Raw genomic sequence first — 18426 nt, 5'->3', positions numbered from 1 at the left:
GTGCTCACCTTTCGTTGGTGCTTTCAGTGGCAGCGGCCGCCTGTCGGCGCTGACCGTCTTCCGAGCTCGATCCCGAGATGGGGGTGCTGCTCCGGCGACGGCGGGACAGGAAGCCCTGCGCCCAGCCGAGCAGCGTCGTGGAGATCACCGAGAGCACCAGCAGCACCCCGATGACGATGTTGATCTTGTTGACCGTCTCGCCCTGGAGGCGCATGGCGCTGGAGATGACGCCGATGAGGACGACACCGGCGACGACGCCGTGCAGGGCGCCGCGGCCACCGAAGATCGAGACCCCGCCGAGCAGCACGGCCGCGATCACCTGGAGCTCCAGCCCGTTCGCGTTGTCGCCGCGGGCGCTGCCGAAGCGGAGCGTGAAGTAGAGGCCCGCGAACGCCGAGACCGCACCGGCCATGACGAAGAGCAGGAACTTGGTGCGCTCGACGTCGACGCCGCTGAAGTGGGCGGCCTCGTCGTTGAGCCCGATCTCGAAGACGCCGCGACCGAAGGTCGAGAAGTGCAGCATCCAGACGAAGAGGACGAGCAGGACCACGAACGGGATCAGGATCGTCGGGTACGACGAGCCGTCACCGAAGATCCGGTCCTTGGCGAGGTCGGTCCACTTCTCCGGGAACTCGGTGATCGCCTTGGTGCCGAGCAGGCCCTGCGCGATGCCGCGGTAGAGCGCGAGCGTGCCGATCGTGACGGCCAGGGACGGGAGCCCGACGTACGCGACCAGAAATCCGTTGAAGGCGCCGCAGAGCGCACCCACCACGATCGCCACCAGGGCGGCCGTCGGGATCGACCAGCCGGCGTCCGCGAGAACCCCGATCAGCGCGCTCGACAGGCCCATCACGCTCGCCACCGACAGGTCGATCTCGCCCGTGATGATCACCAGCGTCATCGGCAGCGCGATCAGCAGGATCGGCGCGATGTCGAGGAAGAGGTAGTAGAGCGTCAGCGGGCCGTCGAACGCTGGCACGTTGGCGTTGGAGTAGAAGTAGACGATCGCGAGCAGCGCGATCACCGCGAACTCGCGGGTCAGCAGCACCCGGCGCCACAGCGGCCTCGAGTACGCCGGGTAGGTGCGGGTCGCCCGCGCGTCCGGCCGGTCCACGGTTGCGGTGCTCATCGTGAGGACCTCGTCTCTTCACGTGCGGCCACGAGTCGTCGTTCTTGTCGGGCGGAGAGCACCCGGTCGAGGACGATCGCGCCGAGGATCAGGGCGCCGACCACGGCGCGCTGCCAGAAGTCGGAGATGCCGACCACGGGGAGCGCCCGGTTGATCGTCACCAGGAGGAAGGCGCCGATCGCGGCACCCCAGACGGTGCCGGAGCCGCCGAAGATCGCGACGCCGCCGATCACCGCGGCACCGACGGCCTGGAGCTCCATGCCGAGGCCGGCGTTGGAGCTGACCGTCCCGTAGCGGGCGGTGTAGACGACACCGGCGAGGCCAGCGAGGGCACCGCTGAGCACGAACGCCCCGATGATGCGCCGGTTGACCGGGAGGCCGTAGAGCACCGCGGCGTCCGGGTCGGAGCCGATCGCGTAGAGCTCGCGACCGCCGCGGGCGGTGTAGAGGTAGTAGCCGACCGCAGCGAGCACCACGAGCCCGACGATCGTGAGCACCGGGATGGTGAGGATCGTCTTGGTGCCGAGGGCGAGGAAGTCCTTGGGCATGTCGCCGGCATTGATCCGGTCGCTGCCGGCCCAGGTGAGGAAGATGCCGCGGTAGATGTAGAGCGTGCCGAGCGTGATCACCAGCGCCGGCACCTTGAAGATCGCCACCAGCAGGCCGTTGACCAGGCCGAGCACGGCGCCGAAGAGCATCCCGAGGACGACCACGGCGATGATCGGGAGGCCGGGGTGGTCGCTGAACAGCTTGCCGGTGAAGTACGCCGTCAGGCCGAGCGTCGAGCCGACCGAGAGGTCGACGTTGCGGGTGATGATCACGACCGTCTGACCCACCGCGAGGATCAGCAGCAGGCACGGCGTGAGGAGGAGGTCGCGCCAGCCGTCGCTGCTGAAGAGGAAGTTCGGGCTCTTGATCGTGGTCAGCGCGACGACGAGGACGAAGACGACCGCGACCGCGATCTCCCGGGAGCGGAGCAGCTCCCCGACGATCCGCTTGGTCGGCGAGACCGCACTGGGCTCGACCAGCAGCGTGTCGGTGGTGCTCATGCCGTGGCCTCCTCTTCGATGGCGTGGGCGGTGGTCGCGGTCGCGGCGTGCATGACCGCCTCGGGCGTGGCGTCCTCGCGGGAGAGCTCGGCGGTGATCCGGCCCTCGCAGACGACGAGGACGCGGTCGGCCATGCCGAGCACCTCGGGCAGCTCGGAGGAGATCATCAGGATCGCGAGGCCCTGGCCGGCCAGGTCGGAGAGCAGCCGGTGCACCTCGGCCTTGGTGCCGACGTCGATGCCGCGGGTGGGCTCGTCGATGATCAGCAGCTTCGGCTCGGTGGCCAGCCACTTGGCGAGCACGACCTTCTGCTGGTTGCCGCCGCTCATGGTGGAGGCGGTCATGTCGAGGGCGCTGGTCTTGACCTCGAGGCGTGCGGCCCACGGGCCGGCGGCGCGGTTCTCGTCGCGGTTGGTGAGGACTCCCGCGTGGGTCAGCCCGCGGCGGATGACCGCGGCGACGTTGCGGGCGACGGAGGCGTCGGTGACGAGGCCCTGCTTGCGGCGGTCCTCGGGCACGAACGCGATGCCGGCACGGATGGCGGCCCGGGGCGACCGGGCCGGGACCGGCTTGCCGGCGAGGCGCACCGCGCCCGCGTCGTACCTGTCGACGCCGAAGACGGCCCGAGCGATCTCGCTGCGGCCGGCACCGACGAGGCCGGCCAGGCCGACGATCTCGCCGGCCCGGACCGAGAAGGAGACGTCGTGGAAGGTGCCGAGGGAGGAGAGCCCCTCGACCTCGAGGACGACGTCGCCGATCTCGGCGGGCGTCTTGGGGAAGAGCTCGGCGACCTCGCGGCCGACCATCCGGGAGACGATCTCGTCGACGGAGGTGGCGGCGATCGCGTCGGTGGAGACGTAGTCGCCGTCGCGCATCACGGTGACCGTGTCGCAGAGCTCGAAGACCTCGTCGAAGCGGTGCGAGATGAAGACCAGGGCGCGACCCTGGTCGCGCAGCCCACGAGCAACGGCGAAGAGGCGCTCGACCTCGACGCCGGAGAGCGCGGCGGTCGGCTCGTCCATGATCAGCACGCTGGCGTCGAGCGAGATGGCTTTGGCGATCTCGATGATCTGCTGGTCGGCGATCGAGAGGCCGCGGGCCGGGCGGCGCGGGTCGATGTGCACGCCCAGGCCCTGGAACAGCCGCTCGGCCTCGGCGTACATGGCTGCCCGGTCGATGCGGCGACCGCGGCCGACGGGCTGGCGGCCCATGAAGATGTTCTCGGTGACCGAGAGGTCGGGGAAGAGCGTCGGCTCCTGGTAGATGACCGCGACGCCGGCCGCCTTGGAGTCGGCGGTGGAGCCGAAGTCGACGTCCTCGCCGTGCAGCCGGAACACGCCGGAGTCGCGGCGGTGCACGCCGGCGACGATCTTGACCAACGTCGACTTGCCGGCGCCGTTCTCGCCGACGAGGGCGTGGATCGAGCCGGGGGTGACGGCGATGCTGCCGGAGCGGAGGGCGACCACCGACCCGAACGACTTGGCCACGTCGCGCAGCTCGAGGGCGGGACCCTCGGGTGCGGTGCCGGGCATGGGGGCTCCTTCGCGACGTCGGTTGCAGGATTGAAAGGTTTCAAAACCCGATGCCGGAGACCGTAGGTGACTGCCATCACAGGCGTCAAGGGATTCCGGGAAATCTCCGCGTAACGGAGTGGACACGAAACCCTGTTCGCGGTGGCGGGCGAGCCCTAGGGTGTGCGTTGATCGTTTCAGCACAGCCGCCTCGACCGGAGGGAGGAGCCCCGTGCCGCACCGCGAGCCGGGCGCGCGCAGCGCCTCCGTGAAGGACGTCGCGGCCGCCGCCGGCGTCTCCCTCGGCACGGTCTCCAACGTGCTCAACCGGCCCGACCGGGTCAGCCCGGAGACGCGCGAGAAGGTGCAGCGCGCGATGGCCGACCTCGGCTTCGTGCGCAACGAGTCGGCACGCCAGCTCCGGGCCGGCAGCAGCCGCACCCTGGCCTACGTGATGCTCGACGCCGCGAACCCGTTCTTCACCGATGTCTCGGCGGGCATCGACACCGCGGCCGAGGCCGCGGGCCTGTCGCTGGTGCTCTGCAACAGCCGCAACTCCGCCGAGCGCGAGCAGTCCCACCTCGCGCTGCTCGAGCAGCAGCGGGTGCAGGGCGTGCTGGTCACCCCCGTCGACCCCGAGTCACCGGCGCTCGACGAGGTCGCCCGGCGCGGCACGCCCGTGGTGGTCGTCGACCGGACCCGCTCCGACCAGTCCTTCTGCTCGGTCGCCGTCGACGACGTCCTCGGCGGGCGGCTCGCCGTCGAGCACCTGGTCGACCGCGGCCACACGCGGGCGGCGTACGTCGGCGGCCCGGCCCACCTCGGCCAGGTCCGCGACCGGCTCCAGGGCGCCCGCGACGCCTGGGCCGCCGCCGGTCGGCCGGCCGACGCCCTGACCTGGATCGAGACCAGCGCGCTGACCGTCGCCGAGGGCCGCGAGGCCGGCGCCCGCCTGGCCGGCATCCCCGCCCGCCGACGCCCGGCGGCTGCCTTCTGCGCCAACGACCTGGTCGCCCTCGGCCTGCTCCAGCACGCGATCTCGTCGGGCGTCCGCGTCCCCGAGGAGCTGAGCATCGTCGGCTACGACGACATCGAGTTCGCGGCCGCCGCCGCCGTACCCCTCACCTCGGTGCGCCAGCCCCGCCAGCTGCTCGGCCAGACCGCCGCCGAGCTCGTGCTCGACGAGGCCTCCAACCCCGAGCACACCCACCGGCAGGTGCTCTTCACCCCGGAGCTGGTGGCCCGGGCCTCGACGCAGGGCTGAGGGTGGCTCGTCCTACCTGACCGGAGCGCTGTGAATGCGGTCGATCCGGAGCCCTTGCGTCAGGTACGACGCCGAGCCGGCCCCTACGACAGCTCAGCCAGCGTGTCCTCGACCCAGTCCGCGACGTACGCGTTGATGTGCGGCATGTGGTCGAGTCCGACGTGCTCGGCGGCGCCCTCGTCGACGGTGAAGATCCGCAGCTCGCGCTTCGGGCTGTTGACGGCCTGGTCGTAGGACTGGTGGGCGTAGTCGACCGAGATCTGGCGGTCGTTCTCGCCGTGCGCGATCAGGAAGGGGACGGTGATCTGGTCGACGACGCCGTTGAGGTTGACGCCCTCGGCGTACTCGATGAACTTCTCGACGTCGTCGAAGCCCCACACCCACAGGACGTGCTCCCAGTAGTGCGGGACCGGGTTCTCACCCTCGCGCTTGAGCCGCTTCTTCTGCACCTCGCCCCAGTTGTGGTTGGCGCCCCAGACGGCGATGAGCTTGATCCGCTTCTCGTACGCCGCGGCGCGCGGCACGTAGTAGCCGCCGAGCGACCAGCCGACGAGGCCGATCCGGTCGCTGTCGACGTCGGAGCGGGTCTCGAGCCAGTCGAGCTGCGCCGTCGCCCAGTCCTCGGACTCGATGCGGGACTTGAGGTCCTGGAAGCGCAGCGCCTCACCCGACCCGGGGTTGTCGATCATCAGCACCGAGACACCGCGGGCGCGCATCTCCTGCGCCCACCCCGACGTGTACATGTGCTCCTTGGTGGAGTCGAGGCCGTTCCACATGATCACGCACGGGACGGGCTCGCCGTCCTTGCTGGCGTTGGAGAAGTACGCCGGGAGCGTGGTGCCCTCGAAGGGGATCTCGACCCGGGTGGTCGCGGGGTCGGCGATCTCGAAGACCTTGGCGAAGGCGTCCAGCGCCTGCTGGTAGAACTCGCGGCGGCCGGGGTCGGTGTTCGACAGCATCCGCTCGGCCTGGCAGATGTAGAGCCCGGAGCGGTACCACTGCTGGCCCGCCGTACGCAGGTGCCCGGCGGCCTCGGAGGACCGGGCCTGGTCGGCGACCTGGTCGGCCACCGCCTTCCACGACTGCATGAAGATGCGGCTGCCCGAGTTCACGTCGGCCGCCTCGCGCGCGGGCCGGCAGGCGCGGTCGACCTCGTCGATCGCACCGCCGTTGTTCAGCGTCGCGCAGACGCCGAGGTTCCAGACGTACTTGGGGCCGGTGAAGTACTCGAACATGGTCGCCACTGTGCCGGGCGTCACTCGGCACCGGAACCCGCGAGCGGTGATGCGAGGTATCGGCGACGGCAGGTTCCGGGATCGCCGCGCGCGCCGTTCGATGGTCGGTATGACCGACCTCACCTTCCCGTCCGACTTCCTGTGGGGCGCCGCCGGCGCGGGCCACCAGATCGAGGGCGACAACACGACCAGCGACACCTGGTACGCCGAGCTGGTGACGCCCAGCGTCTTCCAGGAGCCGTCCGGCAGGGCCTGCGACAGCTGGAACCGGTGGCGCGAGGACATCGGCCTCGTGGTCGGAATGGGCCTGACGTCCTACCGCTTCTCGGTCGAGTGGGCACGCGTCGAGCCGGCCGAGGGGACCTGGGACGAGGCGGCGCTGGACCGCTACGAGGCGATGGTCGACGAGTGCGTCGCCCAGGGCCTGGCGCCGGTCGTCACGTTCAACCACTTCACCGCGCCGCACTGGTTCGCGTGCCGCGGCAGCTGGCTCGACCCCGAGGCGCCGGCGCTCTTCGCGCGCTACTGCGACAAGCTGATGGAGCGCTTCGGCGACCGGATCGCGTACGCCGTGACGCTCAACGAGCCCAACCTGCCGCACGTCCTCTCGTGGCTGAACCTCCCCGACTTCGTGCGCCAGGTCGAGCGCGCGACGCTCGAGGCCGCGAGCGAGAAGGCCGGCGTGCCGGCGTACCGGCTCGCCAACGTGGTGCTGCCGGAGGAGCTGGACGCGATGGAGGACGGCCTCGAGGCCGGCCACCTCGCGGCCAAGGCCGCGATCAAGGCGCGCCGACCCGACCTCCCGGTCGGGCTGTCGCTCGCGATCATGGACGACGTGGTCGACGGCGACGACCCGACCGTGCGTGACCGCAAGCGCGCGGAGTGCTACCAGCGCTGGCTCGACCTGGTGCGCGACGACGACTTCCTCGGGGTGCAGAACTACGAGCGGATGTCGTACGACGCGGACGGCGCGGTCGCCCCCGCCCCCGGGGTGCCGGTCAACGAGATGGGCACCGCGATCGAGCCGCTGTCGCTGGCCGGCGCCGTCCGCTACGCGCACGCCGGCACCGGCGTGCCGATCCTCGTCACCGAGCACGGCCTCAGCACGCCCGACGACACCCTGCGCGCCGCCTTCATCGAGCCGTCCCTCGCGGGCCTGCGCGCGGTGATGGACGAGGGCGTCCCGGTGCTCGGCTACATCCACTGGACGCTGCTCGACAACTTCGAGTGGGTCTTCGGCTACGCCCACCAGATCGGCCTGCACGAGGTGGACCGCGAGACGTTCGAGCGGACGCCCAAGCCGAGCGCGGGCGTGTACGCCGGGCTGGTGAAGTCGATCCGCGCGTGACACCGCGGATCCGGCCCCGTTGCCGGGTCGTCGTCGACAACGACTGGGCGGGCGATCCGGACGGCCTGGTCGCCCTCGCGCACCACCTGCTGTCGCCGGCCAACCGGGTCGACGCGATCACGAGCACCGGGCTGCACCCGATGTTCGCCTCGCCGCGGGCGACCCCGGCGGACGGCGCCGCCGTCGCCCGCGAGCTCGTCGACCTGCTCGGCCTGACCGTGCCGGTCCACGCCGGTGGAGCAGAGGCGATCGTCTCCGCTGCGCGCGCCGACGACGACCTGCCTCTGTACGTGGTCTGCGGCGGCCCGCTCACCAACGTCGCCGCAGCGATCGAGCTGGCCCCGGAGGTCGTCGGGCGGTTCCGGCTCGTGTGGGTCGGCGGCTCGGTCGCCGACGGCGTCGAGGAGTACAACCGCAACACCGACCCGGAGGCCGCGGCGGGCGTGTTCGCCCAAGCGGGCCTGGCGATCGACCAGTTCCCGGTCGAGACCTACCGGCAGTGCGCGGTCTCGGTGGCCGAGCTCGAGAGGTGGCTCGGCGGCTGCGGCGAGGTGGGCGCCTTCCTGTGGCGGCAGTTCGTCGAGCTGCCGCTGCCCGACTTCATCGAGGTCGGTGAGGTCTGGCCGCTCGGCGACAGCCCGCCCGTCCTGGTCACGGCGCTCGACGACGCGTCGAGCACCTGGACGTCACCGACGCCGGACCGCCGCGTGTTCACCACCGTCGACGCACGCCTGATCGTCGGCGACCTGCTGGCCAAGCTGCAGCGCTTCTCAGCGTGACGCTGGCAAGGTGAGCCCATGGACGATGCAAGTCTCAACGACCGGATGGCCGGGTTGACGCTCGAGCGGAAGGTCCGGCTGCTGACCGGCGCCTCGATGTTCACCCTGCGGGGCGACGACGAGATCGGGCTGGAGCCGATGGCGTTCTCCGACGGCCCGACCGGCGTGCGCGGGCTGCACTTCACCGACGGGCCGCTCACCGCGCTCTTCCCGAACGCGACCCTGCTGGCGTCGTCGTGGCGCACCGAGACCGCCGAGGAGGTGGGGCGGCTGCTCGCAGAGGAGGCCGAGCGGCAGCAGATCCACGTCGTCCTCGGCCCCACCGTCAACCTGCACCGCACCCCGCTCGGCGGACGGCTCTTCGAGGCGTACTCCGAGGATCCGCTGCTCACCGGCCGCCTCGCCGCGGCGTACGTCACCGGGATGCAGTCGCGCGGCATCGGCGCCTGCCCGAAGCACCTCGTCGCCAACGAGGCGGAGACCGAGCGGCACACCGTCGACAGCGTCGTGGACGAGCGGACCCTGCGCGAGCTCTACCTGCTGCCCTTCGAGATCGCCGTCGAGGACAGCGACCCGTGGACGCTGATGGCGGCCTACAACGACGTCAACGGCACCGCCGCGACCGAGCAGTCCACGGTCAACAACGCGATCCTCAAGGGCGAGTGGGGATGGCCCGGCCTGCTGATGTCGGACTGGTTCGCGACCAAGTCCGCGGGCCCGGCCGCCAACGGCGGGCTCGACCTGGTGATGCCGGGCCCGATGGGGCCGTGGGGTCCGGCGCTGGTCGCCGCCGTCGAGGCGGGCGAGGTCGACGAGTCCGTCATCGACGACCACCTGCGCCGGCTGCTGCTGCTCGCCGAGCGGGTCGGCGCCCTCGACGCTCCGCGAGGCTGGCGCACCGACCTCCCCGAGCCGGCCGACGACGTACGCCGTGAGCAGCTGACGCGGCTCGCCGCCCAGGGGATGACCGTCCTGGCCAACGACGGCGTGCTGCCGCTGGCCAGGGAAGCCTCGGTCGCGCTGATCGGCCGCCTGGCGCTGGAGACCACCTGCATGGGCGGCGGCTCGGCGTCGGTCCGGGCGCCGCACCAGGTGAGCATCGCCGACGGGCTGGCCGCGACCGGCGCAGGCGTCCGGGTCGTCGACGGCGTCGCCGTCCGGAACCGGGCTCGTGCGGGCGACTTCAGCATGCGGGTCCAGCTGTACGGCGCCTCCGGGGCCCTCATCTCCGACACGGTGTCGGGCGAGGCGAAGGTGGCGGTCGGCATGCCCGAGCAGGAGCTGCCCGAGCCGGCGACCCGGTTGGTGCTCTCGGCGACCGTGCCCGCCGGCGCGATGCGGGTCGGCGTGCTCGGCGTGGGGTCGGCGACCGTCACGATCGGCGGGGCGTCGTACGACGTGGAGCTCGCGTCGGAGTCCGACGACATCGGCGGCGACTTCCTGCGACCGCCCGGCTGGCAGACCGACGTGGTGCTCGACGAGCCGTCCGAGCTGGTCGCCGACGTGACGGTCGGCGCGCTCTCCCGCTTCGGCCTGGCCGCCGAGCCGACCCCACCGACCGACGACGACGCGATCGCGGCTGCGGTCGCCGCAGCGGCCGCCGCCGAGGTCGCGGTCGTCGTCGTCGGCCTGACCGAGGAGCAGGAGACCGAGGCGTTCGACAAGGCCACCCTCGCGCTGCCCGGCCGCCAGGACGAGCTGGTGTCGGCCGTCGCCGCCGCCGCGCGTCGGACGGTCGTGGTCGTCAACGCCGCCACGCCGGTGTTGATGCCGTGGCGCGACGAGGTGGACGCGATCCTGTGGGCCGGGCTGCCCGGGCAGGAGGGCGGCCACGCGGTCGCCGCCGCCCTGCTCGGCGACATCGAGCCCGCCGGGCGCCTGGTCACCTCCTTCCCGGCCGCCGACGGCGAGTCCCCGGCCTGGGACGTGGTGCCGACCGACGGCCGGCTGCCCTACGACGAGGGCGTCTTCGTCGGCTACCGGGGCTACGCGGCGCGGAAGGCTGCTCCGCCGGCGTACTGGTTCGGCGAGGGCCTGGGCTACGGCGAGTGGTCGTACGGCGAGGTCACGCTGGACGGCTCGGTCGTCAGCGTCGAGGTCACCAACACCTCCGCCCGCGACTCGCGCGAGGTCGTGCAGGTCTACCTCCAGCCTGCCGAGGACGACCAGCCGGTCCGGCTGGTCGGGTGGACCACCGTCGACGTCTTCTCCGGCTCCACGCAGGCGGTCGACGTCGCGATCGACGCACGCGCGATGCGCACCTGGGACGACGGCGTGTGGCGCCCGCTGACCTCCGGACGGCTGCTGGTCGCGCGCGGGCTGGGTGACATCCGCGGCGAGGTGGCGCTCTAGCCGACCCAGGCGCGCCGAACGACGCCGTCCTCGTGCTCGAGGTTGATCCGGTCCTCGCGGAAGTCCATGGTCAGCATGCCGCCCGGCTCGTAGGCACGCACCTGCCAGCCGTCTGCCTCGGCCAGGCTGGTGGCCTCGTCCAGCGGCCGGTCGGTCAGGTCCTCGACGGCGGTCATCCCTCCACCTTGCCACGCCACCGCACGACGTAGGTGTGGCCGTCGAGGGCGATCGGGTGGATCGTCGCGGCGTCGCGGGGCTCCGGCGCCGGCTGCGCGGCCGCCTGGGTCTGCGACGTGGTGGTCGCGTCGGTCATGGCCATGTTCGTCACCTTCCTGATCGGTGCGCCCAGCCTCGACCGCGCGGCCAGCAGCGAGGTGTCATCGACCTCTGAGCGCGCTGTGACCGGCGTACGGTGCCCGCATGGACCGCACCAGCGCACAGGAGTGGCTCGACCGGTACGTCGGGGCGTGGCTCAGCTACGACCCCGACGAGATCGGCGCCCTGTTCTCGGAGGACGTCGCCTACCGCTACCACGCGTACGACGAGCCGCTCGTCGGTCGCGATGCCGTCGTCGCGTCCTGGGTCGCCGACGGAGGCGAGGACGGCTCGTCGACGAGGGATGCACCCGGCACCTACGAGGCGTCCTACACGCCGGTCGCCGTCGACGGGGACGTCGTGGTCGCCCAGGGTGCGACGACGTACCGGAAGACGCCCGACGGGCCGGTCCACCAGGTCTACGACAACTGCTTCGTGATGCGGTTCGACGACGCGGGCAGGTGCCGCGAGTTCACGGAGTTCTACGTGCTGCGGCCCAGCTGAGGCGCTACCGGCGTGGGAGCATGGAGCCGTGGACCGCGATGCCAGCAAGAAGTACTGCTCCTTCTGCGGTGAGCAGGGCCGGCAGGGCGAGCCGCTGGTCGGCGGGCTCGGTGCCTTCATGTGCGGCGACTGCCTCGACCACCACAAGGCCATGGTCGACCGGGTGCGCAGCACCGGGACCGTCGGTCCGCCCCCGTGGGACTCGATGTCCGACGCCGACGTCCTCGGCAAGATGGTCCTGATCACCCAGACCGCGGCGCAGGTCGACGACTTCCTGCTCGACTGGGTGCGGCTGGCCCGGTCCCGCAAGCTGTCGTGGGCCGAGATCGGCAAGGCGCTCGGCATCTCCCGGCAGGCGGCGTGGGAGCGGTTCGCGCGGAGCGAGGCTGGTGCCGCCGTCGGGTCCGACCACCAGGCCGGCACCGCCTCGTAGGAGGCTGCTGAACAAGACGGGCGAACGCGAGCGGCGTCCGGTGCGTGCGGTGGCAAGGCTGCCGAGGGAAAGGCGTAGCGGGCTACGTCGACCGAGGCGGACAACGCCAACGGTCCACCGGTCGTCGCGTAGCCGCGCGGATTGATCAGCAGGCTCCTGGCGCGACGGATCGGGGCCGGCCGCGACGCACCCCCGTGACGTCGCCCGACCGGCCACCGGCCCCCCGTCAGGCAACCTTGTCAAACGTCAGGGTGTCCTGACAAGGACCGGGCGTGGGCGTGTCTCCGTCGATCAGGCGACGCTGCCGGTCAGGGTCCCGATGCCCTCGACCTCCATGGTGACGACGTCGCCGGGCTCCAGCGGCGGCGGCACCTGGGCGCCGGCGCGGCCCCAGAGCTCGGCGAGGCAGCCACCGCCGCCCGTCGTGCCCGAGGCCAGCAGGTCGCCGGGCAGCACCACGGAGTCGCGCGAGGCGTAGGCGATCATCTCGGCGAAGGTCCAGTGCATGTGCGACAGCCGGTCCTGGCCGACCGGCGTGCCGTTGACCGAGACCCGGCAGTCGAGGTCGAGGCTGCCGTCACTGCTGAGGGCGAGCTCGTCGGCGGTCACGATCCATGGGCCGATCGAGGTGGCGAAGTCCTTGCCCTTGGCCGGCCCGAGGCCGACCTGCATCTCGCGGGACTGGAGGTCGCGCGCCGACCAGTCGTTGACGATCGTGTAGCCGAAGACCGCGTCCGCCGCCTCGGCCTCGGTCAGGTCCGAACCCCCACGCCCGAGCACGACACCCACCTCGAGCTCGAAGTCCAGCGCGCGACACGTCACGGGTCGCGGGATGGCGGCGCCCGGACCGTAGAGCGCGTGCGGGTTGGTGAAGTAGAACGTCGGGGCGTCGTACCAGGCCTCCGGCACACCGCTGGCGTTGTCGACGCTGCGGCGCACGCCCTCGACGTGGCTCTCGAAGGTCACGAAGTCGCGCACGCTCGGCGGCTTGAAGGGCAGCAGCAGGTCGACCTCGCCGTACGCGAATCCCTTGCCCTGCTTGGCCTCTGCGCCGATCTCGAGCGCCCGCTCGAGTCCCAGCGGGATCAGCTCATCGAGCGGCATCGGCAGTGCGTACGCCGTGTCGCCGTCGACCACCGCGGCCCCCTGGCGGAGCGTTGCGAGCCTCATCGGGTGGCGTCCGCGATGCCCTTGTGGGACACGTGCGCCGTGAGACCGCCGTCGATCACGAGCTCGGCGCCGTTGTAGTACGCCGCGTCGTCGGACATCAGGAAGACGATCGTCGGCGCGATGTCGGCGACCTGCCCGACGCGGCCGAGCGGGATCTCGGCGAGCGCCGCGTCCTGGAATGCCGGCGAGGCGTCGGCCATCAGCGGGGTGTCGACGAGCCCGGGCATCACGGCGTTGACCCGGATGCCGCGCTCCCCCAGCTCCAGCGAGGCCGAGCGGGTGAGTCCGCGCAGGGCCCACTTGCTGGCGGTGTACGCCGCGGCCGCGTGACCGGACATCGCCGCCACCGAGCAGATGTTGACGATGCTGGCGCCCGCCCCCATGAGCGGCACCAGCGCCTGGATGCCCAGCATCGGCCCGGTCACGTTGATCGCGAACGTCTGGTCCCAGGTCTCGAGGGTGACGTGCGGCAGCCGCTCGCGGGCGGCCACGCCGGCGTTGTTGACCAGGCCGTGCACCGCGCCGTACGTCGACTCGAGGTCGGCGGCGAGCGCGGCCCAGCCTGCCGGGTCGGTGACGTCGAGGGTGCGACCGCCCTCGAACGGCACGACGTCGGTGGCGATCACCGTCGCACCGGCGGCGCGCAGGGCGACCACCTCGGCCTCCCCCTGCCCGCGGGCCGCGCCGGTGACGACGACGACCTTGTCAGTGAGGTCGGGCATCACACCGGCGGGGCGACGAAGAGGCCCTTGTCGGGGTCGTTGAAGGAGTCACGGGCGATGAACTCGCTCATCGGGTCCGCCGTCCCCCACAGGTCCTGGGTCATCGGGTCGGCGATGTCGTAGACCGAGGGGTGCCACTCGTCGGTGGTCAGCCGCTCGAGCTCGGTCGTGTACTCCATCGTGTTGCCCGACGGGTCGAGGAAGTAGGTGAAGGTGTTGTTGCCCGCGTGGTGGCGTCCCGGGCCCCAGATCTTCTTGATCCCGGCGCGCATCACGCGGCCGGTGCCGTACATGTACTCGTCGAGGCCGCGCATCTCGAAGGACACGTGGTGCACCGACGTGTGCGGGCCCCGCGCGATCGCCAGGCTGTGGTGCCAGTCGTTGCACCGCATGAAGTGCATCATCTCGCCCATGTGCTCGCCCCACAGCGTGTCCGAGAGCTTGAAGCCGAGCACGTTGGCGTACCAGTCGCGGGTGCGGTTGGGGTCGTTGGAGTTCATCACCGCGTGGGACAGGCGGACCGGGATGGCCTCCTTCTCCTCGATCTCGCGGTGCTGGCGGGTGGCGACGTCGCTGGACAGCTCGATGGTCCGGCCGTCCACGTCGAAGAAGCGGAAGCCGTAGCCGCCGCCGGCGGTCTGCAGCTCGCCGGGCTCGTTGACCAGCTGGACGCCGGCCGACGCGAGCTTCTGCGCGAACGCGTCCACGGCCGCGGCGTCGGTCATGCCGAAGGCGAGCATGTCGAGCCGCTTGTCGTCGGACTGGCGCAGCCGCACGATGTACTGCTCCGGCGAGCCCTCGGCGGCGAAGTACGACAGGTTGCCGTCCTTGCCCTCCTCGGTCAGGCCCCAGGTGTCCTTGTAGAAGCTGCGCTGGACCTCGAAGTCCGGCACCGCGAGGTCGACGTGGCGCAGGTGGGTGATGCCGTGCTCGTTGAGGTGACTCATTGCTGGTGATCTCCTTTGCTGTGGTGGTTTCGAGGCTTTCCCAGAACTGACAGAGGGCTCGCACCTCAACCACCGGGTTAGCCGAGGACGGACGCGCCGCCGTCGATGACGATGTTGGTGCCGCTGATCCACGAGGACTCGTCGGAGGCGAGGAACACCGCCGCGTTGACGACGTCCTCGGGCTGCCCGTGCCGGCCGAGCGGGATCCGGTCCAGCACGACGCGACGCATCCGCTCCGGCGGGTCGGCCAGCAGCGGCGCGGTGTTGGGGGTCTCGGTCATGCCGGGACTGATCACGTTGGCGCGGATGCCGTGCGGACCGCCCTCGACGACCAGCTGGAGGGTCAGGGAGATGACCCCGCCCTTGGCGGTCGAGTGCGCGTTCTGCGGCATGAACTCCACGCCCCGCAGCGCCGCGATCGAGCCGACGTTGATGATCGAGCCGCCGCCGTACGCCTTCAGGTGCGGCCACGCGGCGCGCACCGTGTAGTAGACGAGGTCGAGCTCGTTGCGCATCGTGAAGTCCCAGTCCTCGATGCTCAGCTCGTCGAGCGGCGCGAAGCGCTGGGTGGACGCGTTGTTGTAGAGGACGTCGATGCCGTCGTACGTCGCGACCGCGGCGTCGACCCAGTCTCGGGCGACTGCCGCGTCCCCGAGGTCGACGCCGCCGAACACGGTGATGTCGCCGCCCTCCGACCGCACCAGCTCCTCGGTGCGCGCGGCGCCGTCCTCGTCCAGGTCGCAGCCCACGACGCGGGCGCCCTCGGCCGCGAAGCGCCGCGCGGCCGCGACGCCCATGCCGCCACCGACGCCGGTGATCAGCGCGATCTTGCCGTCCAGGCGTGGTTTCGAGGCTCGCTCCGCTCGCACCTCAACCACCGATCCCGGTGGTTGAGGTGCGAGGCGCGCTAGCGCCGAGCCTGGAGACCATCTCGGCGGAGGTCCGGTCGAGCAGCTCGATGAGGTTGCCCTCGGGGTCGGCGACGTAGGCCATCTGCACGCCCGGCTCGGGCGAGGGTCGTGGCGACATCCGGTCGGTGGCACCGGCGGCGACCAGCGCGTCGTACGCCGCGTCCACGTCGGGGACGTCGAAGGCGATGTGGCCGTAGCCGCGCGTGAGGGCGGCCTCGACCGGGTTCGACGCCTGGAGTCCCGCCTGGTTGCCGGCCCGGCACAGCAGCTCGATCCGGTGCCCGTCCGCCGAGCGCAGCATCGCACCCCTGAAGTCGACGTGCTCGAGGGCGAACTCGAACTCGATCGCCAGGTCGAGGTTCTTGCAGTACCAGGCGCTCATCGCGTCGAGGTCGGCGACGTTGAGGCCGACGTGGTCCAGCTTCACGCGACCACCATCGTCCGGACGTTGGTGAACTCGCGGACCCCCTCGGCCGACAGCTCACGGCCGTAGCCGCTGCGGCCGATGCCGCCGAAGGGCAGGCGCGGGTCGGAGGCGACCATCGCGTTGACGAAGAGGGCACCGGACCGGACCCGGCGGCCGACCTCCAGCGCGTGCGACGGCTCGCCCCACACCGAGGCGCCCAGGCCGAACGTCGTCGCGTTGGCGAGCTCGACGGCGTGGTCGTCGTCGCGGGCGCGGGCGATCGCGGCGACCGGTCCGAAGGTCTCCTCGTCGAAGGCCGTCATGCCCGGCTCGACGTCGGCGAGCACGGTCGGCTCCACGTGCCAGCCGGGCCCGTCGATGGCGTGCCCGCCGGTCACGAGCCGCGCGCCCTGGGCGACCGACTCCTCGACCTGGCGCAGCAGGCCCGCGCGCAGGTCCTCGCGCGCCATCGGCGAGACCTCCAGGAGCGCCACGTGGGCGACGAAGTGCTCGAGGAACTCGTCGGCGACGTCCTCGTGCACCACGAAGCGCTTGGCGCACACGCAGCTCTGGCCGGTGTTGGTGAACCGCGCCTTGACCGCGGTCGCGGCGGCGAGCGGCACGTCGGCGTCGGCCAGCACCACGAAGGGGTCGGAGCCGCCGAGCTCGAGCACCGACTTCTTGATGGCAGCGCCTGCGATGGACGCGATCGACGAGCCGGCGCGCTCGCTGCCGGTCAGCGTCACGGCGGCGATCCGCGGGTCCTCGACGACGCGCTTCGAGACCGCGGGCACGTCCTCGGCCGCGACGACCAGCGAGCGGAAGAGGCCGGCAGGAGCACCTGCGTCGGCGAAGAGCTCCTCGATCGCCAGGGCACAGCCCGTGACGTCGGGGCTGTGCTTGAGCAGCGCCGCGTTGCCGGCGGCCAGGGCGGCGCAGGCGAAGCGGAGCACCTGCCAGAAGGGGAAGTTCCAGGGCATCACGGCGAAGACGACGCCGATCGGCTCGTAGGACAGCCACGACCGCGACGCCGACGACTCGATCTCGTGGTCGGCCAGCCAACCGGGGGCCAGGTCGGCGACGACCTCGCAGTTCCACGCGCACTTGTCGACCTCGCCGAGCGCCTCCGCGAGCGGCTTGCCCATCTCGGCCGTGATCAGCGCGGCGTACTCCTCGCGCCGTTCGGTCAGCAGCTTGCCGACGCCGCGGAGCAGGCCCAGCCGGTCGTCGAGCGAGGTCGCGGCCCAGACCTGCGAGGCGGCGTACGTCGCGGCCAGCGCCGCCTCGACACCGGCCTCGTCGTGGGCGTCGTACGACGCGAGCTCCTCGCCGGTCGCGGGGTTGCGGGTCACCACGACGGTCATGCGGACGCCTCCAGACGCGAGCGGCGGCGGGCCGGAGCCACGGGGGCCACGTTGTCCTCGGGCTCGGCGACCGCGTTGCGGATCGTGCCGAGACGCTCGATGGTCATCTCGACGACGTCGCCGACCTGGAGCGGCGGCGGGGTCAGCGAACCGGTGCGGCCCCACGACTCGGCGAGCGACCCGGTGGAACAGGTGCCCGAGGCGAGCACCTCGCCGGCCTTGACCCACGACGCGCGGGACGCGTGCGAGACCAGCTGCTCGAAGGACCAGCCCATGTGGCCGGACCGGTCGGCGCCGACCTGCTCGCCGTTGACCTTCACCGTCATCTCGAGGTCGAGGAAGCCGTCCTCGTCGCGGGCGTCGTCGAGCTCGTCGGCGGTGACGACCCAGGGGCCGATCGTGGTGGCGAAGTCCTTGCCCTTCGACGGGCCGAGCTTGAGCGACATCTCCTTGCCCTGGACGTCGCGCGCGGACCAGTCGTTCATCACGCAGTAGCCGCCGATGGCGGCCTTGGCCTGCTCCGGCGTCACGTCTCGTACGTCGCGGCAGACGATCGCGGCGACCTCGAGCTCGAAGTCGAGGCGCTCGGTGTCCGGCGGCATCGGGACGTCGTCGTACGCGCCGGTGACCGCGTGCGGCGCCATGAAGAGGAAGACCGGGGCGTCGTACCAGGCGTCCGGCGGGCCGGGGTTGCCGTGCCCGCGCTCCATGCCGTCGACGTGCGCCTCGAAGGTGAGGAAGTCGCGCATCGCGACCGGGTAGACCGGCGGCAGCAGCACGACCTCGTCGAGGGTCAGGCCGTCGCCGCCGGCGGCGACGTCGGCCTGGGAGTCCCGCCACTCGGGCGACTCGGCGAGCAGCTCGACGAGGTCGAAGCCGACGTCGAACGGGTGCACGCGGACGTGCTCACCCTGCCCGAGCACCAGCCCGACCCGCCGGACGCGCGGCTCGTCGTCGTGCCGACGGAAGGTGGCGAGACGCATGAGT

General features: G+C 71.7%; 19 protein-coding genes. 6 read left to right on the top strand and 13 right to left on the bottom strand.

The window, feature by feature from the left end; genetic code table 11:
* Positions 1 to 4: 4 nt before the first annotated feature.
* The 3 genes from ACFPYL_RS02785 to ACFPYL_RS02775 are packed head-to-tail and all read right to left on the bottom strand — an operon-like array spanning position 5 to position 3710.
* Positions 5 to 1129, bottom strand: a complete 1125-nt coding sequence (locus tag ACFPYL_RS02785; protein ID WP_379150099.1) for an ABC transporter permease — start codon at positions 1127 to 1129, stop codon at positions 5 to 7.
* Positions 1126 to 2178: an ABC transporter permease gene (locus tag ACFPYL_RS02780; protein ID WP_379150097.1), complete on the bottom strand. Its 1053-nt coding sequence runs from the start codon at positions 2176 to 2178 to the stop codon at positions 1126 to 1128. Before ACFPYL_RS02780 ends, ACFPYL_RS02785 begins: the two co-directional genes overlap by 4 nt.
* Positions 2175 to 3710 carry a sugar ABC transporter ATP-binding protein gene (locus ACFPYL_RS02775; RefSeq protein WP_379150095.1) on the bottom strand — a complete coding sequence of 512 codons (1536 nt, stop codon included), beginning with the start codon at positions 3708 to 3710 and terminating at the stop codon, positions 2175 to 2177. Before ACFPYL_RS02775 ends, ACFPYL_RS02780 begins: the two co-directional genes overlap by 4 nt.
* Positions 3711 to 3921: 211 nt before the next feature.
* Here ACFPYL_RS02775 and ACFPYL_RS02770 point away from each other — a divergent pair, with 211 nt between their 5' ends.
* Positions 3922 to 4953 carry a LacI family DNA-binding transcriptional regulator gene (locus ACFPYL_RS02770; RefSeq protein WP_379150093.1) on the top strand — a complete coding sequence of 344 codons (1032 nt, stop codon included), beginning with the start codon at positions 3922 to 3924 and terminating at the stop codon, positions 4951 to 4953.
* Between the two features lie 83 nt (positions 4954 to 5036).
* Here the strand turns inward: ACFPYL_RS02770 and ACFPYL_RS02765 are convergent, their stop codons facing one another.
* On the bottom strand, positions 5037 to 6188 hold the full coding sequence (locus tag ACFPYL_RS02765; RefSeq protein WP_379150092.1) for an alpha/beta hydrolase family protein: 1152 nt from the start codon (positions 6186 to 6188) through the stop codon (positions 5037 to 5039).
* A gap of 109 nt (positions 6189 to 6297) precedes the next feature.
* Between ACFPYL_RS02765 and ACFPYL_RS02760 the strand changes: the two genes are divergently transcribed.
* Genes ACFPYL_RS02760 through ACFPYL_RS02750 form a run of 3 tightly spaced genes read left to right on the top strand, consistent with a single transcriptional unit; the run spans position 6298 to position 10667 of the window.
* Positions 6298 to 7536, top strand: a complete 1239-nt coding sequence (locus ACFPYL_RS02760) for a glycoside hydrolase family 1 protein (RefSeq protein ID WP_379150090.1) — start codon at positions 6298 to 6300, stop codon at positions 7534 to 7536.
* Complete coding sequence (locus ACFPYL_RS02755; protein WP_379150088.1) at positions 7533 to 8315, top strand: nucleoside hydrolase; 783 nt, start codon at positions 7533 to 7535, stop codon at positions 8313 to 8315. The genes ACFPYL_RS02760 and ACFPYL_RS02755 overlap by 4 nt, the downstream gene beginning before the upstream one ends.
* Before the next feature lie 18 nt (positions 8316 to 8333).
* Positions 8334 to 10667 carry a glycoside hydrolase family 3 protein gene (locus ACFPYL_RS02750; protein WP_379150086.1) on the top strand — a complete coding sequence of 778 codons (2334 nt, stop codon included), beginning with the start codon at positions 8334 to 8336 and terminating at the stop codon, positions 10665 to 10667.
* Here ACFPYL_RS02750 and ACFPYL_RS02745 read toward each other — a convergent pair.
* Together ACFPYL_RS02745 and ACFPYL_RS02740 are read right to left on the bottom strand one after the other, a co-directional pair.
* Positions 10664 to 10843 carry a hypothetical protein gene (locus tag ACFPYL_RS02745; protein WP_379150084.1) on the bottom strand — a complete coding sequence of 60 codons (180 nt, stop codon included), beginning with the start codon at positions 10841 to 10843 and terminating at the stop codon, positions 10664 to 10666. The genes ACFPYL_RS02750 and ACFPYL_RS02745 overlap by 4 nt on opposite strands.
* Positions 10840 to 10986, bottom strand: coding sequence for a hypothetical protein (locus ACFPYL_RS02740; RefSeq protein WP_379150082.1), 147 nt, complete (start codon positions 10984 to 10986; stop codon positions 10840 to 10842). The genes ACFPYL_RS02745 and ACFPYL_RS02740 overlap by 4 nt, the downstream gene beginning before the upstream one ends.
* A gap of 101 nt (positions 10987 to 11087) precedes the next feature.
* On the opposite strand from ACFPYL_RS02740, the gene ACFPYL_RS02735 reads away from it, so the two are divergent.
* Positions 11088 to 11486, top strand: a complete 399-nt coding sequence (locus ACFPYL_RS02735) for a nuclear transport factor 2 family protein (RefSeq protein ID WP_379150080.1) — start codon at positions 11088 to 11090, stop codon at positions 11484 to 11486.
* Between the two features lie 28 nt (positions 11487 to 11514).
* The gene (locus tag ACFPYL_RS02730) at positions 11515 to 11919 is read left to right on the top strand and encodes a ClpX C4-type zinc finger protein (protein ID WP_379150078.1); all 405 of its coding nucleotides are present in this window, start codon (positions 11515 to 11517) and stop codon (positions 11917 to 11919) included.
* A gap of 291 nt (positions 11920 to 12210) precedes the next feature.
* On the opposite strand, the gene ACFPYL_RS02725 is transcribed toward ACFPYL_RS02730, so the two are convergent.
* The 7 genes from ACFPYL_RS02725 to ACFPYL_RS02695 form a co-directional block, all read right to left on the bottom strand.
* The gene (locus ACFPYL_RS02725) at positions 12211 to 13089 is read right to left on the bottom strand and encodes a fumarylacetoacetate hydrolase family protein (protein WP_379150076.1); all 879 of its coding nucleotides are present in this window, start codon (positions 13087 to 13089) and stop codon (positions 12211 to 12213) included.
* The gene (locus ACFPYL_RS02720) at positions 13086 to 13811 is read right to left on the bottom strand and encodes an SDR family NAD(P)-dependent oxidoreductase (protein WP_379150074.1); all 726 of its coding nucleotides are present in this window, start codon (positions 13809 to 13811) and stop codon (positions 13086 to 13088) included. Before ACFPYL_RS02720 ends, ACFPYL_RS02725 begins: the two co-directional genes overlap by 4 nt.
* Positions 13811 to 14758: a VOC family protein gene (locus ACFPYL_RS02715; protein WP_379150072.1), complete on the bottom strand. Its 948-nt coding sequence runs from the start codon at positions 14756 to 14758 to the stop codon at positions 13811 to 13813. The genes ACFPYL_RS02720 and ACFPYL_RS02715 overlap by 1 nt, the downstream gene beginning before the upstream one ends.
* Before the next feature lie 77 nt (positions 14759 to 14835).
* Complete coding sequence (locus ACFPYL_RS02710; RefSeq protein WP_379150070.1) at positions 14836 to 15627, bottom strand: SDR family NAD(P)-dependent oxidoreductase; 792 nt, start codon at positions 15625 to 15627, stop codon at positions 14836 to 14838.
* A gap of 1 nt (position 15628) precedes the next feature.
* Positions 15629 to 16096: a VOC family protein gene (locus ACFPYL_RS02705; RefSeq protein ID WP_379150068.1), complete on the bottom strand. Its 468-nt coding sequence runs from the start codon at positions 16094 to 16096 to the stop codon at positions 15629 to 15631.
* Complete coding sequence (locus ACFPYL_RS02700) at positions 16093 to 17439, bottom strand: NAD-dependent succinate-semialdehyde dehydrogenase (RefSeq protein ID WP_379150066.1); 1347 nt, start codon at positions 17437 to 17439, stop codon at positions 16093 to 16095. Before ACFPYL_RS02700 ends, ACFPYL_RS02705 begins: the two co-directional genes overlap by 4 nt.
* Positions 17436 to 18422, bottom strand: a complete 987-nt coding sequence (locus ACFPYL_RS02695) for a fumarylacetoacetate hydrolase family protein (protein ID WP_379150064.1) — start codon at positions 18420 to 18422, stop codon at positions 17436 to 17438. Before ACFPYL_RS02695 ends, ACFPYL_RS02700 begins: the two co-directional genes overlap by 4 nt.
* Positions 18423 to 18426: the final 4 nt, after the last annotated feature.

The sequence above is a fragment of the Nocardioides hankookensis genome (genome assembly GCF_042658885.1).
Taxonomy (GTDB): domain Bacteria; phylum Actinomycetota; class Actinomycetes; order Propionibacteriales; family Nocardioidaceae; genus Nocardioides; species Nocardioides hankookensis.
The sequence above is the reverse complement of the archived record's forward strand: the minus strand, read 5'-3'. Positions and strand labels throughout refer to the sequence as shown.

Bases quoted from the DNA above. Each gene is read 5' to 3' on its own strand.
- ACFPYL_RS02785 (WP_379150099.1), bottom strand. From the start codon at position 1,129: ATGAGCACCGCAACCGTGGACCGGCCGGACGCGCGGGCGACCCGCACC.
- ACFPYL_RS02780 (WP_379150097.1), bottom strand. From the start codon at position 2,178: ATGAGCACCACCGACACGCTGCTGGTCGAGCCCAGTGCGGTCTCGCCG.
- ACFPYL_RS02775 (WP_379150095.1), bottom strand. From the start codon at position 3,710: ATGCCCGGCACCGCACCCGAGGGTCCCGCCCTCGAGCTGCGCGACGTG.
- ACFPYL_RS02765 (WP_379150092.1), bottom strand. From the start codon at position 6,188: ATGTTCGAGTACTTCACCGGCCCCAAGTACGTCTGGAACCTCGGCGTC.
- ACFPYL_RS02760 (WP_379150090.1), top strand. From the start codon at position 6,298: ATGACCGACCTCACCTTCCCGTCCGACTTCCTGTGGGGCGCCGCCGGC.
- ACFPYL_RS02750 (WP_379150086.1), top strand. From the start codon at position 8,334: ATGGACGATGCAAGTCTCAACGACCGGATGGCCGGGTTGACGCTCGAG.
- ACFPYL_RS02745 (WP_379150084.1), bottom strand. From the start codon at position 10,843: ATGACCGCCGTCGAGGACCTGACCGACCGGCCGCTGGACGAGGCCACC.
- ACFPYL_RS02740 (WP_379150082.1), bottom strand. From the start codon at position 10,986: ATGGCCATGACCGACGCGACCACCACGTCGCAGACCCAGGCGGCCGCG.
- ACFPYL_RS02735 (WP_379150080.1), top strand. From the start codon at position 11,088: ATGGACCGCACCAGCGCACAGGAGTGGCTCGACCGGTACGTCGGGGCG.
- ACFPYL_RS02725 (WP_379150076.1), bottom strand. From the start codon at position 13,089: ATGAGGCTCGCAACGCTCCGCCAGGGGGCCGCGGTGGTCGACGGCGAC.
- ACFPYL_RS02720 (WP_379150074.1), bottom strand. From the start codon at position 13,811: ATGCCCGACCTCACTGACAAGGTCGTCGTCGTCACCGGCGCGGCCCGC.
- ACFPYL_RS02715 (WP_379150072.1), bottom strand. From the start codon at position 14,758: ATGAGTCACCTCAACGAGCACGGCATCACCCACCTGCGCCACGTCGAC.
- ACFPYL_RS02700 (WP_379150066.1), bottom strand. From the start codon at position 17,439: ATGACCGTCGTGGTGACCCGCAACCCCGCGACCGGCGAGGAGCTCGCG.
- ACFPYL_RS02695 (WP_379150064.1), bottom strand. From the start codon at position 18,422: ATGCGTCTCGCCACCTTCCGTCGGCACGACGACGAGCCGCGCGTCCGG.